The organism is Pseudomonas sp. TH21, assembly GCF_016651025.1.
Lineage (GTDB): Bacteria > Pseudomonadota > Gammaproteobacteria > Pseudomonadales > Pseudomonadaceae > Aquipseudomonas > Aquipseudomonas aylmerensis.
In genome coordinates, this window is record NZ_JAEKEQ010000001.1 from 4055251 (window position 1) to 4078368 (window position 23118).

Below are 23118 nucleotides of genomic sequence, written 5' to 3' on the forward strand. Positions count from 1 at the left end.
CTATGGAATTCACGATCCAACACTTTATCGCGCTTGCGCCGCTGCTGATCACCAGCCTCACCATCGTGGTGGTGATGCTGGCGATCGCCTGGCGCCGCAATCACTCGCAAACGTTCCTGCTGTCCTGTGCCGGTTTGAACCTGGCCCTGCTGTCGATCATCCCGGCCCTCAAGGTCGCGCCACTGGCGGTCACCCCGCTGATGATGGTCGATGACTTCGCGCTGCTGTATATCGCGTTGATCCTGGTGGCGACACTGGCCTGCGTCACCCTCGCCCACGCCTACCTCGGCGAAGGCGGCACCGGCTACCCAGGCAACAAGGAAGAACTGTACCTGCTGATCCTGCTGGCTGCGGCCGGCGGTATCGTGCTGGTCAGCGCGCAGCACCTGGCTGGCTTGTTTATCGGCCTGGAACTGCTGTCGATCCCGACCTACGGCCTGGTGGCCTACGCCTTCTTCAACAAGCGCTCCCTGGAAGCCGGCATCAAGTACATGGTGCTGTCGGCGGCCGGTTCCGCGTTCCTGTTGTTCGGCATGGCCCTGCTCTACGCCGAAGCCGGCAGCCTGAGCTTCACCGGTATCGGCCACGCCCTGGCCGCCACCAACAGCCCGGCGCCGATTGCCCAGTTGGGCCTGGCGATGATGCTGATCGGCCTGGCGTTCAAGCTGTCGCTGGTGCCGTTCCACCTGTGGACCCCGGATGTGTACGAAGGCGCCCCGGCGCCGGTGGCCGCGTTCCTGGCGACCGCGTCGAAAGTGGCGGTGTTTGCGGTGATGGTGCGTCTGTTCCAGATCTCGCCAGCGGCCAACACCGGGGTGCTGAGCAACGTGCTGACCGTGATCGCCATCGCGTCGATCCTGTTCGGTAACCTGCTGGCCCTGACCCAGAACAACCTCAAGCGTCTGCTCGGTTACTCGTCCATCGCCCACTTCGGCTACCTGCTGATCGCCCTGGTGGCGAGCAAAGGCCTGGCCGTGGAAGCCATCGGCGTGTACCTGGTCACCTACGTGATCACCAGCCTCGGCGCGTTCGGCGTGATTACCCTGATGTCCTCGCCGTACAAAGGCCGTGACGCCGACGCCCTGTACGAATACCGCGGCCTGTTCTGGCGCCGTCCGTACCTGACCGCCGTACTGACCGTGATGATGCTGTCCCTGGCCGGTATTCCGCTGACTGCAGGTTTCATCGGCAAGTTCTACATTGTCGCTACCGGTGTCGAAGCCCACGAATGGTGGCTGGTTGCCTCGCTGGTGCTGGGCAGCGCCATCGGCGTGTTCTACTACCTGCGCGTGATGGTCACCCTGTACCTGATCGAGCCAAACCTGCGCCGCGTGGACGCCGAGCTGCATTGGGAACAGAAGGCAGGCGGCGTGATGCTGCTGGCCATCGCCCTGCTCGCGTTCTTCCTGGGCGTGTACCCACAACCGTTGCTCACCCTGGTGCAGCACGCGGTACTGGGCGTTTGATCGCTTAGCAGGATGCAGTCAACAGAAACGGCACCTTCGGGTGCCGTTTTTGCGTTCTGGGCAATCACCAGGCAAAGCTTACGCGACGGACTACGCCGCCCCTCCCCCGTCACCGCGAAACGCACTGGGGCTCACCCCCGTCCAGCGCTTGAACGCCCGCCGAAAACTGCGCACGTCGCTGTAGCCGACTTCCTCGGTGATGCGCTCGATAGACAATCCCGGATTGCCCAGCAGCCCCATGGTCCGGGCGCGACGAACCTGCTCCAGCAAGGCCTCGAAGGTCAGCCCGTGTTCGGTCAGGCGCCGACGCAGGGTGCGCCCGCTCATGTTCAGGTCACTCGCAACCTTCTCCAAGTGGCTGCCCTGCAAGTCGCGGGAAATTGCGCGCTCCACCGCCTGGATCAGGTCCATCTTCTGGTGCAGCTGGGCACTCTCCAACTCCAGCAACTCCAGGGCCTGGCGCAGCGCCAGGGCATGGTGATTGGGCAAGCGCACATCCAGCCAATGGGGCGCCAGCACCATGCGGTTGTGCAAGCAGCCAAAACGCACATCGGCGCCAAACAGCTGCGGGTACTGCGCCGCATAAGGCGGTGCGGCATGCACGAACTCCACGCGCAGCGGCATGAACTCAGCCCCCACGAGTGCGCGGCCGTACACCATCAGGCTGGCGAAGAACTCCTCGGCGGCAAACACCTGGACCTCGGCATACGGCAGCAGGCACTCGACGTCGATAAACACCTCGTGGGGCCCTTCATGCGTGCGGGTGGTGGCGATGCCCCCGGAGGTGTGCTGATGGCGCTCGCCGATGGTAAACGCATCGCGCAAGGTCTTGCACAAGGAAATCACGTGGCCGAGCAAGCCGAGGGTGCCGAGCACATTCTGATGGCCCACCCACAACCCCAGGCCCTGGTCGGGCAACACCCTCAGCGCACGCTGGATCATCGCCACGGCCTGGCGATAGGAAATGCGTTGGGCCGGGTCATCCAGGTCAGCCAGGGTGAACCCCAGGCCACGGCACAGGGCCTCGGCATTGGCGCCTTTCTGCGCCACCACCTGCCCGAGCGTCTGCAACAGGAACGGTGACACAAGCGCCAACTCGAAGTGCGGGTCTACGGCTTTCCTTTGCATGGCTCACGGGTTCCTGACTGAGTGCTTCAGTTCTTGTTTTGGAAACATCCTGTTAATCATAGGCGCTTGCAAGAGCCGCTGCACCATGAGTGAAAGCTGTCCGGCAAAGTCCCCCTATCTGGCCGCCAAAACCCTGCCCTGCCGGGCGCCCAGGGCTTATTTCTATGGGCCAGCGGTGCCCTAACAATAATAAAGAGGCCAGACATGAACCCCACCCGTGCGTTTCACCCACTGCCGTTCGCCCTGTTGAGCCTGATCAGCCTGCCGGCCCTGGCCACCGAAGGCGGCGTCGACAACATCGGCCCCGGCACTGACGGCTTCTACATCCTGCCCCTGGATGTGAACAACCTGCCGGACCATATGTTCGCCTTCAACCTGTACTACAACCACTATGAAGCGCGGAAATTGGACATCAGCTCCCTGGGCGGCAAGGTGCCGGACGTGCGCATCAAGTCCGACGCGATCATCCCGCGCCTGGACTACCTGAGTCCGGTGCGCATTTTCGGCGGGCGCCTGGGCGGCTACATTGCCCAGCCCTACCTCAAGCAACAGGTGGCGCTGTTCGGTATGTCGGACCAGCGCGAAAGCATGGGCGACACCACGGTGGCGCCGATCATCCTGTGGGACATGGGCCCCCGCCTGACCTTGGCCACCGCCGTGGAGATCACCCTGCCCACCGGCGAATACGACGCCTCGCGGTTGGCCAACACCAGCAACAATTTCTACACCTATAAACCGTTGGTCTCGGCGACCTGGATGCCTGACGATCGCACTGAACTGTCGATCAAGGCTACCTACAGCTTCAACCAGGAAAATCACGACACCGACTACCGCTCCGGGCAGATTTTTCACTTCGATTATTCGGCCAGCTACAAGGTCACTGACAACCTGAGCCTGGGGGTGAATGGTTACTACCTCAAGCAGACTACCGACGATAAGCAGTACGGGCACACTGTGGTGAATATCTTTGGTGAGGAGGTGAACGACGGGGTGCGCGGACAGGTTTTTGCGATCGGCCCGGCGGTGTATTTCACCTTTCTCAAGTACGCCAGCGCAGAGGTGCGGTGGGCCAAGGAGTTTGATGTGGAGAATCGGCCGGAGGGGGATATGTTGTGGGCCAAGGTGACGATTCCGTTTGCTTTGTGAGGGGTGGTGTACATATCCGATGTTGCGGTAATGGCTGATATTGGTTCCGCTCTTACAGCGGGTCACTTTTGGAAAAGAGCCCCAAAAGTAACCAAAAGGGCTCTTGCCCCAACACTCGGCACCTCGCCTAGGCTCGGTGTGCCCTCACTCCGGCTTGAATCCGTGGGCCGCCGCAATGGGCCATCCTTGGCCCAGTGCGGCTAACCCGGCGTCCTGCCGGGTTACCCACGGATCCAAGCCTGCGTTCGGCCAGCGTGTTTGATGGGGCGCCTGGATCAAGATCAAGATCAAAAGCGGCTCGCTTCGCATCGTGGGTTGTGTTTGTTTGCGCCAGGCCGGTATTGAGGCCGACACTGCCGATCCCTTGTGGGAGCCGTCGAGCCCCAGCGAGGCCGCGAAAGCGGTGGGTCAGGCACTAAATTCATCGGCAATGCCGCCGCCTTCGCGGCCTCGCTTGGGCTCGACGGCTCCCACATTTGATCTTCGGGGCGGCGGATTATGGGAGGCGACTCAAGGCTGCTTGCGACAGGCCGGTATCGAGGCCCACACCGCCGATCCCTTGTGGGAGCCGTCGAGCCCCGGCGAGGCCGCGAAAGCGGTGTGTCAGGCGCGAAATTCATTGGCAATGCCGCCGCCTTCGCGGCCTCGCTGGGGCTCGACGGCTCCCACATTTGATCTTCTGGGCGGCGGATTATGGGGTGGGACTCAAGGCTGCTTGCGACAGGCCGGTATCGAGGCCGACACTACCGATTCCCTGTGGGAGCCGTCGAGCCCCGGCGAGGCCGCGAAAGCGGTGGGTCAGGCACTAAATTCATTGGCAATGCCGCCGCCTTCGCGGCCTCGCTGGGGCTCGACGGCTCCCACATTTGATCCTTTGGGGCGGCGGATTATGGGGGGTGACTCAGGGGCTGCTAGCGGTAGGCCGGTATTGAGGCCAACACCGCCGATCCCTTGTGGGAGCCGGCTCGTACAGGTTTCTGCTTTTGATCTAACCACTCAGGCCGGCTGTCAGGCCGCCGTGCTTTTGCTTTTGATCTTGATCTTGATCTAGGCGCCCCATCAAACACGCTGGCCGGAATTCGATATTGATTTGGGGGGTAAACCGGCAGGGATGCCGGTTTAGCCGCCCCGCGCCATGGATGGCGCGTGGCGGCGGCCCCCCAAATCAATGTCGGATTACGGGCACACCGAGCCTAGGCGAGGTGCCGAGTGTTGGGGCAAGAGCCCTTTTGGTTACTTTTGGGGCTCTTTTCCAAAAGTGACCCGCCGTAAGGGCGGAACCATAGGCAGCCATTACCCCAACAATGGATCCACCCACAAAAGTCAGCCATAAACAGCCCAAGCATCAACAACCCTCCCCCCCCGAACCGCCAGCAAATCCCCAAACTGCAACAACACAAACTCACTCTGGGTCGGCCGCAAAAACACCTGGTCCTCCACCCTCAAGCCCACCGCAGGCGAGCCATTGACCATCTCCTGGTTAGAACTACGCCCAAACACCTCGTTGCTCTGCAACCCCTGGGGCGATTCAAACTCCGCCATCCAGTTCCCGCCATAAATAAACAACGTCTCCCGCTGGTTCGGGTCCCACCACGAAAACAACCGCGACGCACCCTCCAGCGCCGGAATCTCCACCGGGCCCGTGCTTTTCAACACCGGCGTGGCAATAAACGCCGCCGGCACATGCTCACTCAGCGATGGCAAATCGTAATGCGTAGGCTTGAGCAACGCCGTGCCCACCGACACCTCGGTACTCAAGCGCTCCTGCTCATGAATGCGATAACTCGGACTGCCCGCCGTGTTCAGCGTCAACCCGTCGCGCCATAACCCGGGGAACTGCTGGCGAGTAAAATCCACAGCGCCGTTGTAGCGTTGCATCACCTGCTCGAACAACGCCTGGGGCGAGCCGAGGATACCCGGCACCCCCATGCCCACGAACGGGTCATAACCCATGAAACCCGCAAACACCAAGTGCTGCGGGTGCGCGCCGATCAGCGTGAGCATCTGCCCCAGCACCGCGTTGTCACGGATACCACCGCGGTGCAGCCCCACATCCAGTTCGATATTCACCCGCAAACGCGTGCCCAGGCCCTGGGCCAGCGTCAGGTACTGCTGCAACCGCTCAGGCGTATCCAGCAGCCACTGCAACTGCCGCGAGGGGTCGAACGGCCCTTTATGCGTTTGATAAAACAGCTCGGCCGAGCGCACCGGCAATGGCTTGCCCATCAGAATATCGGCGTCGGGAAATACCTGCGCATCGTGATTCAGAAACGGCTGGTGAAACGACATCAACCGCTGAGTGCCAGCACGCTTGGCGATATACGCCAGCAGCCCCGGCGACGGCAGTGACTTCTCCACCAGCCGCAGCTGCTTGCCGCCGCGCTGCACCGATTGCATGACCACGTCGATATTGTGATCCAGGCGGTCGAGGTCGATCAGCATCACCGGCCGCATCGGGCCATGGGCCTTCAACTCATTATTGAGGTTGCGAAAGTATTCGCTGTATGGCGCGCCGCGATCACTCGGACGCAGCAGCCAGGCACCCGCCGCGACTAAAGCCGCGGTGCCCAGCACAAAATGTCGGCGGTTCATCGGGCCACTCCCAGGATCGATTGCAGGTGCGCATTGAGGAATTTGCCGCTCGGGTCCAGCTCGCGGCGCACGCGGGTGAATTCATCCCAGCGCGGGTACAGCGGCTGCAGCGTGCGGGCATTGAGGGTGTGCAACTTGCCCCAGTGCGGGCGTCCGGCGTATTTCCAGAAGATCGGCTCCACGGCGGCGAAGAAGTTGTGGTGGTCCATGGCGTAGTGCTGGTGCACGGAGATCGAGCAACTGTCGCGGCCCTCGAACATGCTCAAGGGAATGTCATCCGCCTTGACGTAGCGGTACTCGATGGGAAACCAGGTGCGCAGGTCCTTGTCGTTGATCAGCTTGAGGATCTCGCGCAGGCACGCCGGGCCGTGTTCGGCGGGCACCGAATACTCCATCTCGTTGAAACGCACGTTGCGCACATTGGCGTAGACCTCGAACGACTCGGCCACCCGGTCCTCGAAACTGGCGAAAAAACGCAGGCTGTTGAGCAAGGTGCGACGCGTGTCCGGGAAGTCGCTGGCGTACTTGTCGAGCTTTTCGATGATCGACACGAATTCGTTGCCGCCCGCCTCGGCCGGGTCGATGGGCGGCGTCGGCGCATCGCCGGTTTCGTTGAGGGCGATGGACAGCGCGTAGTCGGAATGGGTCACCACGAGCATTTCCCAGTGCTGGTTCTCGCGGGTGTTCTTCTCGACGTCTTCCAGCAGCTCTTCGGTCCTGGCGATCCATTGGCGTTCACGCAGGCGGTAAGGCGCGCGGTTCTGCGAGCGGATCCGGGTGGCCACGCCCAATGCGCCAAGGGAGACTCGGGCAGCGTTGAACACCTCGGCATGGCGCTGGGCGTCGCAGTCCAGGACCTCGCCCTGGGCGGTCACCAGTTGCAGCCCGGTGACGCAGCCGGAATACGAGGTAAAGCCGACACCGGTGCCATGGGTCGAGGTGGAAATGGCGCCGGCCAGGGTCTGGTAGTCGATGTCCGCCATGTTCGGCAGCGCCTGGCCCACGGCCTTGAGCGCCGGGCCCATGCGCGACATCGGCGTGCCGGCGGCAAAGGTGGCCTGCAACGTGGACGGGTCGTGGTCCAGCAGCCCGTTGAAATAACTCAACGACAGCAACGTGCCGTCGGTGGGCACCAGCGCACTGAAGGAATGCGCCGAGCCTACCGGACGGATCTGCCCCGGCGCCTGGCGAATCACCTGCACCAGTTCGTCCAGGTCCTTGGGGGCCAGCCGCGCCAAGGGCAGGCAGGTCTGCGCCCCCGACCAGTTGCGCCACGGAATCAGGCGCGGCGCCCGCGCCAACTGGGCGAGTGTCGGGTTACTCGCCAGTGCCAGGAACGCCCCGGCCAGTGCCGAGCCTTGCAAGAGTTGCCGCCGTGAAAGCGTCATCCACCACCCCTTTTATTCTTGTTGGAGTTGAACACCGGCCATAAAGCTGATCAGCGCCACAAACTGCTGTTCAGAACACTGCATGCACAGGCCCATCGGCGGCATGCCGTTGAAGCCGTTGATGCTGTGGTCCAGCAGCGTGTCCACGCCCTGGGCCACACGCGGGCTCCATGCAGACTTGTCGCCGCTCAGCGGCGCGCCGGACGCCGGGTTGGCGTGGCACAGCTTGCAACTGCTGTCGTAGACCTGGGCCAGTGCCGGGTCGACGGGCATGGCAATCGCGGCCGTGGCACGTGCGGGGGGATGTTTGGGGGTGTCGTCACAGGCGGCAAGCAGGCCGGATACGGCCAACAACAAGGCGATGCAACGCATGGCCAGCCTCTCTTCTTATAAGGTGGAAAGCGATTCCACACTAAGGCAGCGGCGGCGCGGCGTTGAGGGTTTTGCGGGACACAAAGGGGGGCATTAACGGACAGCCGGATGCGGGGCGTTGGCCTCCCTGCATCCGGCCGTTGGGCTTAGAACGCGATACCGACCTTGAAGCCGTATTCATCACGCTTGAGCTTGGTGTTGTCGGCCACTGCCGAGTCTTCGTCGAGCTTGTACTCGGTGCGGGTGTAGTACAGGCCCGCCATCACTGGCAGGTCGCCCTTCTGGTTCATCAGCAGGCTGACCTCGGCGTACGGGTTGGTGCGGTCCTTGAGGTCCACGGTGTCGCTGCCGACGTCATCTACCTTGAGCTTGGCGCGCCCGTCGAGGGTGCGGCGCGCACCGGCTTCGACACGCAGGGTCATGTCATCGAACTGGTGGTTGTAACCCAGCGCGGCCTTGGCGAACGGCGATTTGTTGGTGAGCTTGACGTCGTAGTCGTTGGTGTCCGGCTCGTAGCGGGTCCAGCTGTAGCCACCGCCCACGATCACGTCGACGAAGTTGCGCGCATCCAGCGCGGCACGCCAGCCGAGGTCCAGGTCGGCCTGGCCTTCCTTGAGTTTGTTGTCACTCTTTTCGCCGTATTTGGCCTCGATACCGGCCTGGTAGATAAACCCGGATTCGCCGGTCAGCTTGTTGCCGAAGGTGTAGAACAGGCCCGCTTCGGGCATGTGGTCCTTGTCGCTTTCGCTGCCGCCTTCGAGTTTGAAGTCGTTGTAGCTGCCCTGGATCCCGAAGGTCGAAATCGGGTCGGTGGACGGGGCCGCAAACACCACGGCAGGCGCGGCAACCAGTGCCAGTACCGAGGTGTTCTTGAGGAATTTTCCGAATAGCTTGGACATCGTTTTACATCTCCTTATCTGGTGAGCAAATTATTCAGGAACCGGTTCGAACCCCCGCTTGCGCCAAAGGTTCGAATTAATTTGCCCGGTTTTGGAGGTAAAACGGTTCAGCGAAGGCTCTAGATCAATACTCTTACGCAGTTGACACTATTAAGCCATCAAGCGCCGGACGCAACACAGCCGCTGGCGGCAGACGAATACCAAAGGTCTCGCTGAGCAACGTCGACAGCTCCTCCGCGCTCTCAAGCGTGCGCTTGTCACTTGGACGATCCAGGTAATGCACCGCGTAGTGGGCGTTGTTCAGGGTATGGCGTTTGCCCGCGGCCAGGCGCGCGACTTTCAGTTGGCCCACAAACGGCGATTGCGGGTGCGTGGAGACGTACCAGTTGCCGATTTCGTAGTCGATGGCCGCCTGCACTTGCAGGTCGAACACATACAACCCACGCCACTCCCCGCTCACCTGCGCCCACAAGGTGTAACTGCCCTGCCCGTCGCAGCTCAGCCGATAGGGTTCGTGGGCGGTGGCCTGCACCGCCTCGCTGTCCAGTTGCAACGGGCTGCTGGGCACCATGCCGCCGAAACCGACATCGGTGATGTAGCGCACGCCGTCCAGGGTCACCAGGCTCAGGCGATGGGTGCGCGCGGTGTGCGCATCCGGCGGCCCGCCCATGACAACGCGGCCGGTGATGCCGCGCGCATCGAAACCCAGCTCCTGCAACAACGCGAGGAACATCTGGTTGAGTTCATAGCAATAGCCGCCCCGCCCATCGAACAGCACTTTTTGCTCGACGCTGGGCAGGTCGATCGGCACCGGCAGGCGCAGCAGGGTCGACAGGCTTTCAAAGGCAAAGGTGCAGACGTGGCGCAGCTGCAACTCCTGCAGTGTCTGCAAGGTCGGCGGTGGCACGGTGTCGTAGCCCAGGCGTTGCAGGTATAGCTGGCTATGAATCAGTCGCGGCATGACACGGTCCTTGGGCACGGGGCGGGTGCGTCACTATGCCGTGCCGACGTGCGGATTGTCATTTTGAATGAACCTTTTTGAACACTCCCATATCCATCTATAACAAGACAGGGAGGCAACATGAGTACCGCAAAAATCTACACCATCCACTATCAGCTGCACGGTCAACCGAAGTCCTTTGTAGTGCGCGCCGAAGTGATGAACAACGCCGAGGCCTGGCACTGGGCGGCCGTTGATGCCGACATTGCACACGTCAGCCGAATCGGCCGCGTGGGTCACGAGCAGGTGAAGAAAACCACGCGTCCCTGGGCAGAAAAATACGGGATTACCGAAGTGACCTGGACACCACCCAAGTAAACAAAAGCCCCGCTCAATGGCGGGGCTCGTTTACTTCTTCAAGTCGCCCAACGGATCGTAGGGCGGCTTTTTTTTTGCCTCATCCTTATCCTTCTGATCCAGCGGCGCGATTGCCGCACCGATGGGGTCGACCTGCGGGTCGGACACGTCCGGCGAGTCCGGGTCGAAGCCCAATTCATCCTTGTCACGCGCCTGTTCGTTGGAAGCCGGGCCATCTGGGCGTTTGTTCATTACCGTCTCCTGTTACAGCGGGCGAGCCTGGTCGTGGAGGTTTTCGAGGTCTTCCTCGACGCGCTCGACATCATCGTGTTCGTCACGCTCTTTCGGGTCATTGGGGCGCAACGCATCGTTGTCGCGCTCTTCTTCACCGGGTGTGCGATCGGGGTCGGGGGTACCGGGTGGCGGCTGCTTGTAGTCGGGCATGATGGTTCACCTCACGGGGGTTGTGGTGTACCCAGGTTTAGAGAAAGCCCTGGGAACCATCGTTCAACTTGATTGCGCAAAGCATGCGAAGATGCCAGCCCTATGTGGAGAAATGACCCGGATGTTCGAACTCAAACCCTGCGACCCCGTCACCTACCGCCAACAGACCCGCCGCAGCACGCTGATCGTGGCGGTGCTGTTCCTGGCCTTGGCGATGCTGCTGTCGAGCCTGGCGGTGATGCTGTTCGGCGAGCCCGGCGGTGACAACGTGCGTTTCAATGTCGGCGGCGTCTTTGCCGGGGTGCTGGTTACCGTCGCCCTGGTGCGCGGGCTGTTCTGGAACCAGCCGTGGCTGGCGGCAGCGGTGTATGGCTGGCAGCTCAAGCGCAGCCTGATGAGCGTGACCAATGTGATGCACACCGTCACCGCGCGCGTGCAGGCCGATGATCCGACTGCGATCAAGCTGCTGCGCTTCTACCACCTGGGGCTGACGCAGATGCACGCGTTGGACGCCAACTCCAGCGCCCAGGCGCAACTGGCCGGGGAGATCCAGGCGCACGCTACGAAAATGCAGGCACTGGGGATCGACCCCGAGCAAACCCGCCTCGATCCCGCCTGGCTGGAACGTCTTAAAAGCGCTTAAGCCAATACGCCGATACGTTGCCGATCCGGCCAGAACAGCGCCGCCTGGCCGCAGGGCCGGTCCGCCGCATCGAGCAAGGTCCACACCACCCCGGCATAAATCATGAAGGGCTGGTTATGCGCGTCCACCCGCCAACCGCTGTAGCCCTCGGCGATGCCATGGGCGCTGACCTGTTCCAGCAGCGCCTGGCGCGCGGCGCGGTCCAGTTCCGAGGCACTGAACCGCGACGGCATGCCGATAAAGCGCTCGCGCGGGTATTTGAAGCACTGCAAGGCGCATTCATTCGCGTAGGTAAAACACGGGTCCGCTGCGCCATCATGGGCCAACAGACTGTAGGGCGCCTGGGTGTGCAGCCAGTCCAGGCGTTGTTGCGGATCCAGGTGAGCGGGCGCCGGCAGTCCCTGGCCGGTCCAGTGGCGATAGGCAGCGTCCAGCACCTGTATCAAGGGTTCTTGTCGGGACACACACAACCTCAGCTTGTCAGTTGGAAATCCTCGCGCGCCAGCAGAACACCGCGCTCACGGCAATCGCCGCGCCGGCCACGCCGAACACCCACGGTGCCGAGGCGATCGGCAGCAGCAGGCCCGCCAGCAACGGCCCGAGGCCCGCGCCGATATCACGCCACACCGCATTGGAGGCCAGGGCCGACACGCGCATCGAACCGGGGTTGCGCTCGGCCACCAGGGTGGTCACCAACGGCAGTTGCAGCGCACGCAGCACCAGCACCGCCGCTGCGCCGACAATCACCCAATAGCTGCCGAACGCGGTGAGGGCCAGGGCACTCAGGAACGAAAACAGCAACAGCATCGACGTCGCACCAAAGCGCTGGGCCGCATGGCCGCCGAGGGGGCTCAGGAGCATTTCGGAGACATAACGCAGCGCCATCAAGCCACCGGCGATCAACACCGCATCGCCGCCGAGCAGCTTCTGCGCCTGGATCGACAGGCCAAAGATAAACAGCCCGTCGAGTGCTACCCCTTCGATAAACGACCACAGCGCCACACTGTCGGGCCACTTGAAACGCCGCCCCGGGGTGCTGTGCAAATCATGTCCGACAGTAGGCAGGCCGCGCGCCATCCACAAGCCCACCAGGCAGCACCCGGCCAGAATCAGAAAAATCGGACGCGGCCCGGCCCACATTGTCAGCCAGCCCCCCAATGGCAACGCCAGCATCGGTCCAAGGGCGATCAACGCCCGCGACCGCCCTGCCCGGCGCGCGGCACCGGCCGGTTCCGCGGTCGCCAGCACTTGGGTCGAGAGGTTCAACGCGGCAAAACACAAGCCCCAGACCAGTCGCAGCCCGAGCAGCGCCGCAAAGCCCGACAATACCGAATTGCCCAGCGCACACAGCGTGGCGGCCCCGGCGGCGATCATGCAGGTCAGCCGGTCGCCGTTGCGCGCGTAGAAATTCAACACATGGCGGTAACCGAAAATCCGCACCAGGCGGTTGGCTGCCAGCAGCACCCCGGCCTGCGCCAGGGTGATGCCGAAGGCCTGGGACTCCATGGGCAGCAACAGGTAGAGCAGCACGTCACTGGGCAGGCATAAGGCGAGGGTCAGCGCGGCGCGGCGGGACTGGGTATCAGCGGTACGGAGGGCCAGGCTGGACATAAATCTGAAACATCCCGAAATATTCAGGTCGCCACGGTAGCCTTCCCACCGCGGCTTTTACAACGGCTTTTTCCCGTAGGGCAGCAAACGCAAGCCACTGGCCACGGCGCCCACCAGCGCGAATACACAACCCAGCCACAACGCATACTGCGGGCCGCTGCCGACAAACAGGTGGAAACACAAGGCCACCAACGACGCCCCCAGCGTCTGCCCGAGCAAGCGTGAAATCGCCACGATACCGCTGGCGCCGCCGCTGCGAGCCAATGGCGCGCTGGTCATCAACGCCTTGAGGTTGGGCGACTGGAAGAAACCGAAACCGGCGCCGCACAACGCCATGCGCCAACCGATATCGAACGCCGAGGCGCCGCTGCCCAGGCTCGCCAGTGCGGCCATGCCGACACTCAGCATCAGCAGGCCGATGCCGCACAACGCGCCCAGCGACACGCGGTCCGCCAGGCGTCCGGCCACCAGCGCCATCACCGCAACCACCGCTGGCCACGGCGTCATCAGGAAACCGGTTTCCACCTGGCTATGCCCCAGCACCGCCTGCAACAGGAACGGCAGTGACACAAACGCCAGGCCCTGGGCGCTGAAGGCACAGATTGCCGTCAGGGACGACAAGGCAAACACCGGCCGCTTGAACAGGTCCAGGGCCAGCATCGGCGCCGGGTGCCCGGCCTGGCGACGCAACAGCAACGCACCGCACACCAGCGCCACGGCGATCAGGCCCAGGGTCAGCGCGCCCTGGGCGCCATGCACCGCCGTGCCCAGGCCCAGCACCAACAGGGCAAACAGCCCGGCACACAGCACCGCCGCCCACCGGTCGAAGGCGTGCCCGGTCATCGGCAGGGTCGGCAATGAGCGCAATCCCAACGCCAAGGCCAGCAGCCCCAAAGGCACGTTGATCAGGTACAGCCAGTGCCAGGTCGCCACCGAGAGGATGGCCGACGCTGCGGTCGGCCCCAGGGTAAACGCCAGCCCGACGACCAGCGAGTTATAGCCGAGGCCACGCCCGAGCATTTTCGACGGGTAGATATGCCGCAGCAGCGCGGTATTCACGCTCATGATCGCCGCCGCCCCCAATCCTTGCACCACCCGCGCAGCGGTGAGCGTGACCAGCGAACCGGCCAGCCCGCAAAACAGCGACGAGAGGATAAACACCAGCAACCCGCCGAGGTACACGCGGCGATGCCCCAGCACATCACTCAGGGACGCGAATGGCAGCACCGTGGCGATAATCGCCAGTTGATAGGCGTTGACCACCCAGATCACCGAGGCGGAATCGGTGCCGATCCCTTCGGCCAGGGTTGGCAGTGCGGTGTTGACGATGGCCGTGTCCAGGGTGGCCATGCCGATCCCCAGGGAGATCGCGATCACGGCCGGCAGGCGTTTGTTGAGGGGCAGCCCATCGGCAACAGAAGACATGAACAATCCGCACAGGTGGCAAAGGTGTCTAGATTACGGGCAGATCGGGATTTTTTCAGTGAGTGATTGCCTGGCTGTCGAAATTTTCATGTTCGCCAGTGCGCGGTGTTCGCCATCAATGCCACCGCTTCGGCGAAACCGGCCTGTGCCGAGGTGTTGAGCGTGACCATACCCACACACCGACTCGGCTTCAGGCTGGCCGTCCGGGCCGCCACCCGCGCGCCCAGTTCCAGGCCGGCCAGCAGCGCCTCGGGGATGTGCAGGGCGTTCATCAGTTCCAGCACGTCCTGGCCAAGCACCGCCTCGTCGGCGCTGCGCAGGGACGGCACGATCACGCGAAAGCCCTGGGCCGCCAACGGCGCTGTCATTTCGGCGAACGCGCCGACATCCGCCGCCAACAACAGGATCGCGTGGCCCTCCTCCGGGCCTGCGGCTTCATAACGCATCTCGAATTCATCGGTGCTGACCTGTTGCAGCGCCAACGTCGGCATCGACACGGTCACGCCGGCCAACAGTAAAAAACCACGCCGATCAACCATCACTCACCTCCACGATCAATTCACTGCCCAGCCATCCGGCCAGGTATTCACCGGCCCGCGCCACGCCGACCTCTTCGCCCAGCCGCGCCACCAGCCCTTCGCACAACCCGGCAAAACTGCCGTCGCCCTGAAGCTGCGCAAGCGCTTGAAACTCCAACGCATCCACCTGGCGCAAACGCGAGGTGAACTGGCGCCGCCACACCAGCACGCCGCCCGCCGCCTCCAGCATCTGCGCCGGCGGTGCGGGCTGCGCCTGCCAGAGCGCCGACCAGATGGCATCGGCATTGGTGGTCAGGGCGTGGCAACGCAGGGACGGCGCGAGGCGCAGTACCGCCGTGTCCCACTCCAGCGTGGCCAGCGCCTCCAGTGCCAAAGGCTGGGCATCGGCGGCGACAAAGGCCTGGTTGAGGGCCGATTCGATCCAGGCCAGCTCATGCACATCCGGGTTGTGGGGGAACACCTCCAGCAACGTCGGGTAAAACCCCTCGGGATAGGCATCCAGGGTCCAGGCGTGCGGCGGATTTCGGTCGATATGGGTAATGCTGGCGGCCAGGAAGGCCTCGTCACCGAGCCAACGGCGCAGGTGGGGAAACGCCTGCTCCAGGCACGCGACCAATTGCGCGCGATAGTTGTTCTGGTACACCGCCAGGCCCGCGCGGTGATTGCCCAGCGCGCTCGCAGCGTCATCCGCCGCACTGACCAGCCAGTGGCGAAAAGTCTGTTGGAATTCGGCCAGGTTCATCGCCGCGCCCCCACCGCACGCGCCATCGACAACTCATGCAGCAGCTCGGTGAGAGGCGGGAGGTGATCGTCGCGCTCGATCATGGTCGCCACCGGCCCGACCCGTGCGATGGCCTCGGCGTACAGGTCCCAGACCCCGCTGCACACCGGGCTGTCATGGCTGTCGATCAATAACTCGGCGCCCTGGCTGTGGCCGGCCAGGTGAATCTGGCGCACGCGCTCGGCCGGGATCCCGTCGAGAAAATCCCGTGCATCAAAGCCATGGTTGCTGGCACTGACATACACATTGTTGACGTCCAGCAGCAGCTCACAACCGGTGCGCTGGGCCATGGCGGTGATAAAAGCCCACTCACTCATGGACGCGCCCTCGAAGGCCAGGTAGCTGGAGGGGTTTTCAAACAACAGGGTGCGGCCCAGCGCTTCCTGGGCCTGGTGGATATTCGCGCACACGCGGTCGAGTGCTTCGTCGGTGTAGGGCACGGGCAACAAGTCGTGGGCGTTGAAGGCGCCGCTGCGCGACCAGCTCAGGTGGTCGGAGACGAACAGCGGGTCAATCTCGTCCACCAGCGCCTTGAGGCGCCGCAGGTAGTCCGGGTCGAGCCCTTCGGCGCTGCCAATCGACATCGATACACCGTGCAGCGCCACCGGGTGCCGCTCGCGAACCTGGCGCAGGATATGCCGTGGCTGGCCGCCTGCGACCATAAAATTTTCGGAGATCACTTCGACGAAATCCACCGGCACCGAGGTTTCCAGGAAGTCGCAGTAGTGCTCCTTGCGCAGCCCCAGGCCGTAGCCTGCAAAGTGCGCGGTCGAATTCGACATGATCGCTTCTCCATCAAAAACGGTGGCGAGGGAGCTGACTCGCCACCCGGGGGCGTTACTTCGGCTCAGTCAGGGTGCCGCCGGCCTTGAGGCATTCGGAAGGGGTCTTGACGATCACGCCTTCGCCCTTGCAACTATTGAGGCCCTTGCAGTCGTTCTTGGCGGTGGCGCACAGGCTGGTGCCCTTGCAGGTGTTGACGCCGTAGCAGCGGCCGGGTTTTTCCTGCTGGTCGGCGGCGCTGGCGGCCGTGGCGAATGAAGCAGACGCCATGGCGATCAGGGCGGCGGCAGCGGCAAGGCTCAAGCGGGATTTGAGTGCAGTGTTCATGGTGTTTTCCTTTTGGGGGTGTGGGTTATTTGATGACCGCAGCCGCGTCTTCGATGACCTTCGCCACGGCTTCGGGCTGGGAGATGTACACCGAATGGCTGGCCTTGATTTCCGTGACCTTGGAGCCGGCACGCTGGTACATCCAGCGCTGCAGCTCGGGGCTCAGGGCGCGGTCTTCGGTGGAGACCACCGCGTAGCTCGGCTTCTTGTGCCAGGCCGCAGCCCACACGGTGCCGCCGAACAACGCCGTGGTCGCCGGAACCTGGGAGGCGGCCATGAAATCGGTGCGGTTGGTGGTCAGGTCGGCGGCAAAGTCGGCATTGAACCGGGCGCGATCAAAGAACAGGTGACCGTCGCGACTCGGCTTGATGTCATCGCTCGGCGCCGGCATCGAGCCGATCAACTGGGCCATGTTTTCGCCGACTTCCGGCTGCAGGGCCGCGACGTACACCAGCGACTTGACCTTGTCGCGGTCGCCGGCAATCGAGATCACCGCGCCACCGGAGCTGTGGCCCACCAGCACCACCGGGCCGACCTGCTGCTCCAGCACTTCACGGGCTTCGGCCACATCGGCGGCGAGGTTTTCGTGGCCCTGGTGCACCACGGTGACCTTGTAGCCCTTGTGAATCAGGATGTCGTGGACCACGCGCCAGCCAGAGCCGTCGACGAACGAGCCGGGCACGATCACCACGCTCTTGCCGGTGCCGGGTTGAGGTGCGTCGGCCGCCTGGGCCAACAGCGGAACAGTCATGGCCATGGCAATGGCCAGGGAAGAAAGCATACGCATCAGGATGTCTCCATTAAGGGTTGCAACGTTTAGCCCGGATCACGCGGTCCAACGACCAGGCCCCACCGCCATACGCCAGCAGCGGCAGCAACAGGCCCGCCCAGGTCAGGTGCACCGGCCAGGCGTCGGGGTACACGAAGACCTCGATCACCAGGGTCATGCCCAGCAGCGCGGCGGCGGCCGGACGGGTCAGCAGGCCCAGTACCAGCAGCAGCGGGAACAGGTGCTCGGCGTAGGTCGCCAGGTGGGCGGCCCACTCCGGCGGGATCAACGGCAAGGCGTATTCCGAGCGAAACAGCGTGTAGGTCGAAGGCTTGAGTTCAAGAAAACCTGTGACCTTGGTGCGTCCCGACAGGAAGAACACCGCCGCGATCCCCAGCCGCGCGACCAGCAACAGCAGTGCCGGTGGCAGCAGGCGCTGGATCACGGCTGCTCCGTCAGGCTGCCGTAGCCTTTGGGCGTCTTGATCTGGGTGCAGGTGCCTTTGTCCACCAGTACCCAGGCGTTGCCCTGGTAGTCGGCGGTGGCGGTGCCGGCGCACGAGGTGCCTTTGCCGGCGGCGCAGTCGTTGGCCCCGGCCAGGGACACGCCGAAGCATTTTTCCTGGGGCTTGGGTTCATCGGCGTGGGCCACCGCCGCAAAGGCGCTGAGGGACAGCGCAAGGGTGGCCGCGAGGGCTGCGTAGGAACGCTTCATCGGTGTATCTCCTGGCTTGACTGAGTGTGACCAGGGCGCGAGTGGCGGTACGTGACCGCCGGCGCCGGCTGGTGGACAGAGTTAAAGCCAGGCGTGTATCCGCTCTGTGTCGCGAACACGCCAGAACGTCATGCCGGTGTATCACCAAGGTCCAGGGATACAGTGGGATACACGGCAGCAGTCATTGCCGTGGTGCGGGGCTGAGGCCGGCGTTTGCGCAGAGGGGGAATCTGCTGGGCGGACGGCCTGCAGAGGCAAGGCCCGGCACACTCAAGGTGTGAACGGGCCTGGCGAATGCGCAGGGTCAAACCCGCCGGCAGCGCCTTTTCAGAGCGGCGCGGTAACCGCCATCGCACTCAGGTCCAGGTGCCCGTCCTTGACCGGCGGGCACCAGTAATAGCCGCCGGTCAACGGCGTGCTGATGCGGTACAACCCGTCGACAATGCCATCCTCCAACCCGCTCATGCGGCGCAGTTGCGCTTCAAACGCATCGAAGGAATGGCCGAACGCGAGGAACATCAACCCCGCCTGGCCGTTCTCGGCCCATGGCATCGAGCGGCGCACCACGAATGCTTCCGGGGTGAAGCTTTCCTGGGCAGTGCGCTTGGTGTGGGCGGATTCGGGGGCGTCCTCCAGCTCTTCGTTGTCGCCATGGCGACGGCCGATGATGTAGTCGCGCTCCTGGGCGGGCAACGCGGCAAACCCATCAAGATCGTGCTGCCATTGCTGGATCGCGGCAAAGCTGGCACCGCTGTCGGTCAGGGCGGCGTCAACGGCGGCGTCGTCGTGTGGGTTTTCGGTGCCGTCCTCGTAGTCGGTGAGGTCAAAACCGGTCTTGAAGCGGAACCCCTCCGTCGATTGCTCCAGGCGAAACGCCGGCGCCAGGGCCTTCTCCAGCGCACGGCTGCGCAACAGCAACTCACCGCGATCCACGCCGTGCAACCACACCCACAACGCCTGCTGGGTCGACGGGTTATGCGCCCCCGGACCACTGACCGCCGGGAATGCACGCAAGCCGTCAATGCGCGCGCCCAGCGCGTTTACCAGCGGTTCACCCAACCCGACCACTGCCGCCGAATCGGCCAGTTGCACCAGCGCGTCAAGCGCAGCGGGCACGGCTGCCAGGGTATCCACGGCAAAAAACAGGTGGCGCGCCTGCAAAGGCACCGGTGCGGCAAGAATGCCCGGCTGGTACTGACTCATGTGAACTCCTTCTGAAAAGCCGCGCAGTTTACCCCAACGCGCGGGGCCAGCGCGGGCTTGTGCTCGAGGTTTTCCAGGCGGCGCGGATCGAGACCCAACTGCGCCTTCAACTGCGCCCACCCCTTGGGCGTGACCTGCACTGCACGGGATGCTTTCGCCCGGCGCAGCCAGCCGGCGGGCTGTTGTAACGCGTCTGGCCCTTGCCATACAGACCTTGGATGGGTGACTCTCTAGTCATGTTTTGCAACTATTCCAGGGGTAGTGACATGACCACCAGCAACCTGCTCGCCCAGTTGTTTCCCGCCTCCGCCACGGACATTCCCGAACAGTTTCGCCTGGCGGCGCCCATTGAACAGCGTGATTACCTGGTAGATGGCCAGTTGCAGGTATGGAACGGCCCATTGGCCCAGGTGCTCAGCCCGGTGCAACTGGGGGACGAGCGGGTGCATATCGGCAGCACGCCGCTGCTCGACGCCGACACCGCCCTCCTCGCCCTCGACGCCGCCGTGCGCGCCTACGACCGGGGCCAGGGTGAATGGCCGACGATGCGCGTGGCCGACCGTATCCAGCACGTCGAAGCGTTTTTGCGGCGCATGCGCGAACAGCGGGATGCGGTGGTCAAGTTGCTGATGTGGGAGATCGGCAAGAACCTCAAGGACTCGCAGAAAGAGTTCGACCGCACCTGCGACTACATCACCGACACCATCAATGCGCTCAAGGAACTCGACCGGCGCAGCAGCCGCTTCGAGCTGGAACAGGACACGCTCGGGCAGATCCGCCGCGTGCCGCTGGGCGTGGCGCTGTGCATGGGGCCTTACAATTACCCGTTGAACGAGACGTTCACCACGCTGATCCCGGCGCTGATCATGGGCAACACCGTGGTGTTCAAGCCGGCCAAGCTCGGCGTGCTGCTGATCCGGCCACTGCTGGAAGCGTTCCGCGACAGCTTCCCGGCCGGGGTAATCAACGTGATCTACGGCAGCGGCCGTGAAACCGTGAGTGCGCTGATGGCCAGCGGCAAGATCGATATCTTTGCGTTCATCGGCACCAACAAGGCCGCCAGCGACTTGAAGAAGCTGCACCCCAAGCCGCACCGCTTGCGTGCCGCGCTGGGCCTGGATGCGAAAAACCCCGGCATCGTGCTGCCCGATGTGGACCTCGACAATGCCGTCAGCGAAGCGGTCACCGGCTCGCTGTCGTTCAACGGCCAACGCTGCACCGCGCTGAAGATCCTGTTTGTGCACGAGGACGTGGTCGAGCGTTTTATCGAGAAATTCAACGCCAAGCTGGCCACCCTGAAACCGGGCATGCCGTGGGAAGACGGCGTCGCCCTGACCCCGTTGCCGGAAGCCGGCAAGGTCGACTACCTCAACGCGCTGGTGGCGGATGCGACCCAGCACGGGGCCCAGGTGGTGAATGCCAATGGCGGCACCTCGCGCGGCACATTCTTCTACCCGGCCGTGCTGTACCCGGTGAACCCGCAGATGCGCGTGTACCACGAGGAACAGTTCGGCCCGGTGGTGCCGATCGTGCCTTACCGCGACCTGGACAGCGTGATCGAGTACGTCCTCGACTCGGACTTCGGCCAGCAACTGAGCCTCTTCGGCACCAATGCCGTGGAAGTCGGGCGCCTGGTCGACGCGTTCGCCAACCAGGTCGGCCGTATCAATATCAACGCCCAATGCCAGCGCGGGCCGGACACCTTCCCGTTCAACGGGCGCAAGAACTCGGCCGAGGGCACGCTGTCGGTACATGACGCGCTGCGCGTGTTCTCGATCCGCACCCTGGTGGCCACCAAATTCCAGGAAAGCAACAAGGCGCTGGTCAGCGACATCCTGCGCAACCGTGACTCAAGCTTCCTGACCACCGACTACATTTTCTGACAGCAGGCTTCTGTAGGCGCTTGGCCTGCGATGCAAACACCTCGGTGCTGCAGACACACCGGGTGGATGCTACGCAGGCAAGCCAACGCCCACAGTGGATCGAGTTAACCCTGACTTTTTGAGGCCCCTTCAATACCGATGAACCTGCCCCTGTTTGCCCGGCGCCTGCTGCGCCCCCTGCTCGACCCCTACCGCCGCTATCGGCATGCCAAGCTGATCCACGCCGTGCGCGTGTCCATCGGCCTGCTGGCAACGATCCTGCTCACCACCGGCATCAACCTGCCCCACGGTGAGTGGGCCTCGGTGACCATGTTGATCGTGATCGGCGGCCTGCAGCACCACGGCAATATCGGCAAGAAAGCCGTGGAGCGCGCCTACGGCACCCTGATCGGCGCCAGTGTCGGCTTGCTGCTGGTGGTGCAACAGGCCTACTTCGGCCTGCCGTTGCTCACCTACCTGTTGATGTCAGTGGTGTGCGGGTTCTTTTCCTACCACGCCATCGGCAAGGGCGGGTACATCGCGCTGCTGTCGGCGATCACTGTGTTTATCGTCGCGGGGCATGGCGACAACCCGATCTCGGACGGTTTGTGGCGCACGGTCGATATCCTGATCGGTATCGTGCTGGCCCTGGCCTTCTCGTTCGCCCTGCCGCTGTATGCCGTGTACTCATGGCGCTACAACCTGGCCAGCGCCCTGCGCGACTGCGCCGCGATCTATAGCCGCATCATCAATGGCCAGTCGGTGACTGACGATGAACACCTGAAACTGCTCAACCGCCTCAACGCGGCGATGCTGCAACTGCGCTCGCTGATGCCGTCGGTGTCCAAGGAAGTGCGCATCTCCATGACCGAGCTGGACGCGATCCAGCGCCACCTGCGCATGTGCATCAGCACCCTGGAGATCCTCGGCAACACCCGGCCCGACCCACGCGATGAACAAGCGATGGCGCGCATGCAGGTGATGTTGAAAGCCGAGCACCGGCAGATCCGGGTGCAACTGGTGGGAATGGCGCGGGCGTTGAAGTCGGGGGTGACGGAACGGCTGGAACGGCCGAGCCACATCACCGGCAACGAACCTGCGCTGGATGCGCCGGTGTACAGTGCGCTGGATGGGTATCGGTTGTTGACGGTGCAGTTGGCGACGAACGTGGATGCGATGCGGGGGCGGCTGGCGAAAAGCGCGAAGCGGTGGGGGATTTGAGGCGATTAAAAAAGGCCGACTCAGGTATGAGTCGGCCATATGATTTTTTCGTGACGTAAAAAAGGGACAGTTCATTGGAAATCGAACTGTCCCGGCTTTTACAGAGTTAAGAGGTAGAGGTCAGATCCTCTGTAGACACCAAGCGCCAAAATTAGCGTTAGCGTCGTAAATGTATTGGCAGAGTGCCGCACGCGCAGTGCTGTCGTAGTAAATTGAATAATTAGCGGCGCAGCCTACTCCTCGGTCATCGCAATACCAATAATTTCTAACGGCTGGCCAAGGTGCATGATATCTACGCTTCATATCATTCTCAGCGGTAATATCCACGGCGAGAGCTTGATTAGTATTCCTCCACGCCAAGGCGGCACCGAAAGAAAGTGCCAAACCATTTTGAAGCAGGCGATAGACATTGCTTACCTGAACAACATAGGAGGCAGTCGAATTGTTTCGATCGCGAGCAGTAATCGTTGATGACCCGTTTGCGTTTCCGATCACGTACCCGGTTGCA

General features: G+C 63.2%; 25 protein-coding genes. 6 read left to right on the forward strand and 19 right to left on the reverse strand.

Annotated elements, in window-relative coordinates; translation table 11 throughout:
• Positions 1–2 precede the first annotated feature (2 nt).
• Positions 3–1466 carry an NADH-quinone oxidoreductase subunit NuoN gene (gene nuoN, locus JFU04_RS17840; protein WP_003192122.1) on the forward strand — a complete coding sequence of 488 codons (1464 nt, stop codon included), beginning with the start codon at positions 3–5 and terminating at the stop codon, positions 1464–1466.
• A gap of 90 nt (positions 1467–1556) precedes the next feature.
• Here the strand turns inward: nuoN and JFU04_RS17845 are convergent, their stop codons facing one another.
• The gene (locus tag JFU04_RS17845; protein ID WP_201145177.1) at positions 1557–2594 is read right to left on the reverse strand and encodes an AraC family transcriptional regulator; all 1038 of its coding nucleotides are present in this window, start codon (positions 2592–2594) and stop codon (positions 1557–1559) included.
• Between the two features lie 204 nt (positions 2595–2798).
• Between JFU04_RS17845 and JFU04_RS17850 the strand changes: the two genes are divergently transcribed.
• A complete protein-coding gene (locus JFU04_RS17850) occupies positions 2799–3740 on the forward strand; it encodes a SphA family protein (RefSeq protein WP_120448974.1) in 942 nt (313 codons plus the stop codon).
• A gap of 1323 nt (positions 3741–5063) precedes the next feature.
• On the opposite strand, the gene JFU04_RS17855 is transcribed toward JFU04_RS17850, so the two are convergent.
• From JFU04_RS17855 to JFU04_RS17875, 5 genes are all read right to left on the reverse strand, one after another.
• On the reverse strand, positions 5064–6272 hold the full coding sequence (locus tag JFU04_RS17855; RefSeq protein ID WP_201146421.1) for a DSD1 family PLP-dependent enzyme: 1209 nt from the start codon (positions 6270–6272) through the stop codon (positions 5064–5066).
• Between the two features lie 56 nt (positions 6273–6328).
• Positions 6329–7660: a D-arabinono-1,4-lactone oxidase gene (locus JFU04_RS17860; RefSeq protein WP_201146422.1), complete on the reverse strand. Its 1332-nt coding sequence runs from the start codon at positions 7658–7660 to the stop codon at positions 6329–6331.
• A 72-nt stretch (positions 7661–7732) separates the two neighbouring features.
• The gene (locus tag JFU04_RS17865) at positions 7733–8092 is read right to left on the reverse strand and encodes a c-type cytochrome (RefSeq protein WP_201145179.1); all 360 of its coding nucleotides are present in this window, start codon (positions 8090–8092) and stop codon (positions 7733–7735) included.
• Between the two features lie 146 nt (positions 8093–8238).
• The gene (locus tag JFU04_RS17870) at positions 8239–8991 is read right to left on the reverse strand and encodes an outer membrane beta-barrel protein (protein WP_065900920.1); all 753 of its coding nucleotides are present in this window, start codon (positions 8989–8991) and stop codon (positions 8239–8241) included.
• Positions 8992–9124: 133 nt separating this feature from the next.
• Positions 9125–9952: an arylamine N-acetyltransferase family protein gene (locus tag JFU04_RS17875; protein WP_201145181.1), complete on the reverse strand. Its 828-nt coding sequence runs from the start codon at positions 9950–9952 to the stop codon at positions 9125–9127.
• Positions 9953–10072: 120 nt separating this feature from the next.
• Here JFU04_RS17875 and JFU04_RS17880 point away from each other — a divergent pair, with 120 nt between their 5' ends.
• The gene (locus JFU04_RS17880) at positions 10073–10309 is read left to right on the forward strand and encodes a DUF6555 family protein (protein ID WP_065900922.1); all 237 of its coding nucleotides are present in this window, start codon (positions 10073–10075) and stop codon (positions 10307–10309) included.
• Positions 10310–10339: 30 nt separating this feature from the next.
• Here JFU04_RS17880 and JFU04_RS17885 read toward each other — a convergent pair whose 3' ends face one another.
• A complete protein-coding gene (locus JFU04_RS17885; protein ID WP_065900928.1) occupies positions 10340–10540 on the reverse strand; it encodes a DUF6021 family protein in 201 nt (66 codons plus the stop codon).
• Between the two features lie 12 nt (positions 10541–10552).
• The gene (locus JFU04_RS17890) at positions 10553–10732 is read right to left on the reverse strand and encodes a hypothetical protein (RefSeq protein ID WP_065900931.1); all 180 of its coding nucleotides are present in this window, start codon (positions 10730–10732) and stop codon (positions 10553–10555) included.
• A 121-nt stretch (positions 10733–10853) separates the two neighbouring features.
• Between JFU04_RS17890 and JFU04_RS17895 the strand changes: the two genes are divergently transcribed.
• Positions 10854–11375 carry a DUF3087 family protein gene (locus JFU04_RS17895; protein ID WP_065900933.1) on the forward strand — a complete coding sequence of 174 codons (522 nt, stop codon included), beginning with the start codon at positions 10854–10856 and terminating at the stop codon, positions 11373–11375.
• Here JFU04_RS17895 and JFU04_RS17900 read toward each other — a convergent pair.
• From JFU04_RS17900 to JFU04_RS17950, 11 genes are all read right to left on the reverse strand, one after another.
• Positions 11372–11812: an MEKHLA domain-containing protein gene (locus JFU04_RS17900; protein WP_201146423.1), complete on the reverse strand. Its 441-nt coding sequence runs from the start codon at positions 11810–11812 to the stop codon at positions 11372–11374. The two genes, JFU04_RS17895 and JFU04_RS17900, sit on opposite strands and share 4 nt — an antisense overlap.
• 43 nt (positions 11813–11855) lie before the next feature.
• Positions 11856–12986 (reverse strand): MFS transporter, encoded by a 1131-nt coding sequence (locus JFU04_RS17905; RefSeq protein ID WP_106803414.1) that lies wholly within the window; start codon positions 12984–12986, stop codon positions 11856–11858.
• Between the two features lie 57 nt (positions 12987–13043).
• The gene (locus tag JFU04_RS17910) at positions 13044–14411 is read right to left on the reverse strand and encodes an MFS transporter (protein WP_201145183.1); all 1368 of its coding nucleotides are present in this window, start codon (positions 14409–14411) and stop codon (positions 13044–13046) included.
• A gap of 86 nt (positions 14412–14497) precedes the next feature.
• A complete protein-coding gene (locus tag JFU04_RS17915; protein WP_120448981.1) occupies positions 14498–14950 on the reverse strand; it encodes an alpha/beta fold hydrolase in 453 nt (150 codons plus the stop codon).
• Positions 14943–15692: an HvfC/BufC N-terminal domain-containing protein gene (locus JFU04_RS17920; RefSeq protein ID WP_201145185.1), complete on the reverse strand. Its 750-nt coding sequence runs from the start codon at positions 15690–15692 to the stop codon at positions 14943–14945. The genes JFU04_RS17915 and JFU04_RS17920 overlap by 8 nt, the downstream gene beginning before the upstream one ends.
• On the reverse strand, positions 15689–16513 hold the full coding sequence (bufB, locus tag JFU04_RS17925; protein WP_201145187.1) for an MNIO family bufferin maturase: 825 nt from the start codon (positions 16511–16513) through the stop codon (positions 15689–15691). Before bufB ends, JFU04_RS17920 begins: the two co-directional genes overlap by 4 nt.
• Positions 16514–16568: 55 nt before the next feature.
• Positions 16569–16841: a BufA2 family periplasmic bufferin-type metallophore gene (bufA2, locus tag JFU04_RS17930; RefSeq protein ID WP_016979675.1), complete on the reverse strand. Its 273-nt coding sequence runs from the start codon at positions 16839–16841 to the stop codon at positions 16569–16571.
• A gap of 25 nt (positions 16842–16866) precedes the next feature.
• Positions 16867–17628, reverse strand: a complete 762-nt coding sequence (locus JFU04_RS17935; RefSeq protein ID WP_201145189.1) for an alpha/beta fold hydrolase — start codon at positions 17626–17628, stop codon at positions 16867–16869.
• A gap of 13 nt (positions 17629–17641) precedes the next feature.
• Positions 17642–18055 carry a DoxX family protein gene (locus JFU04_RS17940; RefSeq protein WP_065900948.1) on the reverse strand — a complete coding sequence of 138 codons (414 nt, stop codon included), beginning with the start codon at positions 18053–18055 and terminating at the stop codon, positions 17642–17644.
• Entirely contained in the window at positions 18052–18324 is a 273-nt protein-coding gene (locus JFU04_RS17945; protein ID WP_106803409.1) for a BufA1 family periplasmic bufferin-type metallophore, read from the reverse strand. The genes JFU04_RS17940 and JFU04_RS17945 overlap by 4 nt, the downstream gene beginning before the upstream one ends.
• A 327-nt stretch (positions 18325–18651) precedes the next feature.
• Positions 18652–19527, reverse strand: coding sequence for a Dyp-type peroxidase (locus JFU04_RS17950; RefSeq protein ID WP_201145191.1), 876 nt, complete (start codon positions 19525–19527; stop codon positions 18652–18654).
• Between the two features lie 266 nt (positions 19528–19793).
• Between JFU04_RS17950 and JFU04_RS17955 the strand changes: the two genes are divergently transcribed.
• Together JFU04_RS17955 and JFU04_RS17960 are read left to right on the forward strand one after the other, a co-directional pair.
• Complete coding sequence (locus JFU04_RS17955; protein WP_201145193.1) at positions 19794–21410, forward strand: NADP-dependent glyceraldehyde-3-phosphate dehydrogenase; 1617 nt, start codon at positions 19794–19796, stop codon at positions 21408–21410.
• A gap of 138 nt (positions 21411–21548) precedes the next feature.
• Entirely contained in the window at positions 21549–22610 is a 1062-nt protein-coding gene (locus JFU04_RS17960; protein WP_201145195.1) for an FUSC family protein, read from the forward strand.
• Positions 22611–23118 lie beyond the last annotated feature (508 nt).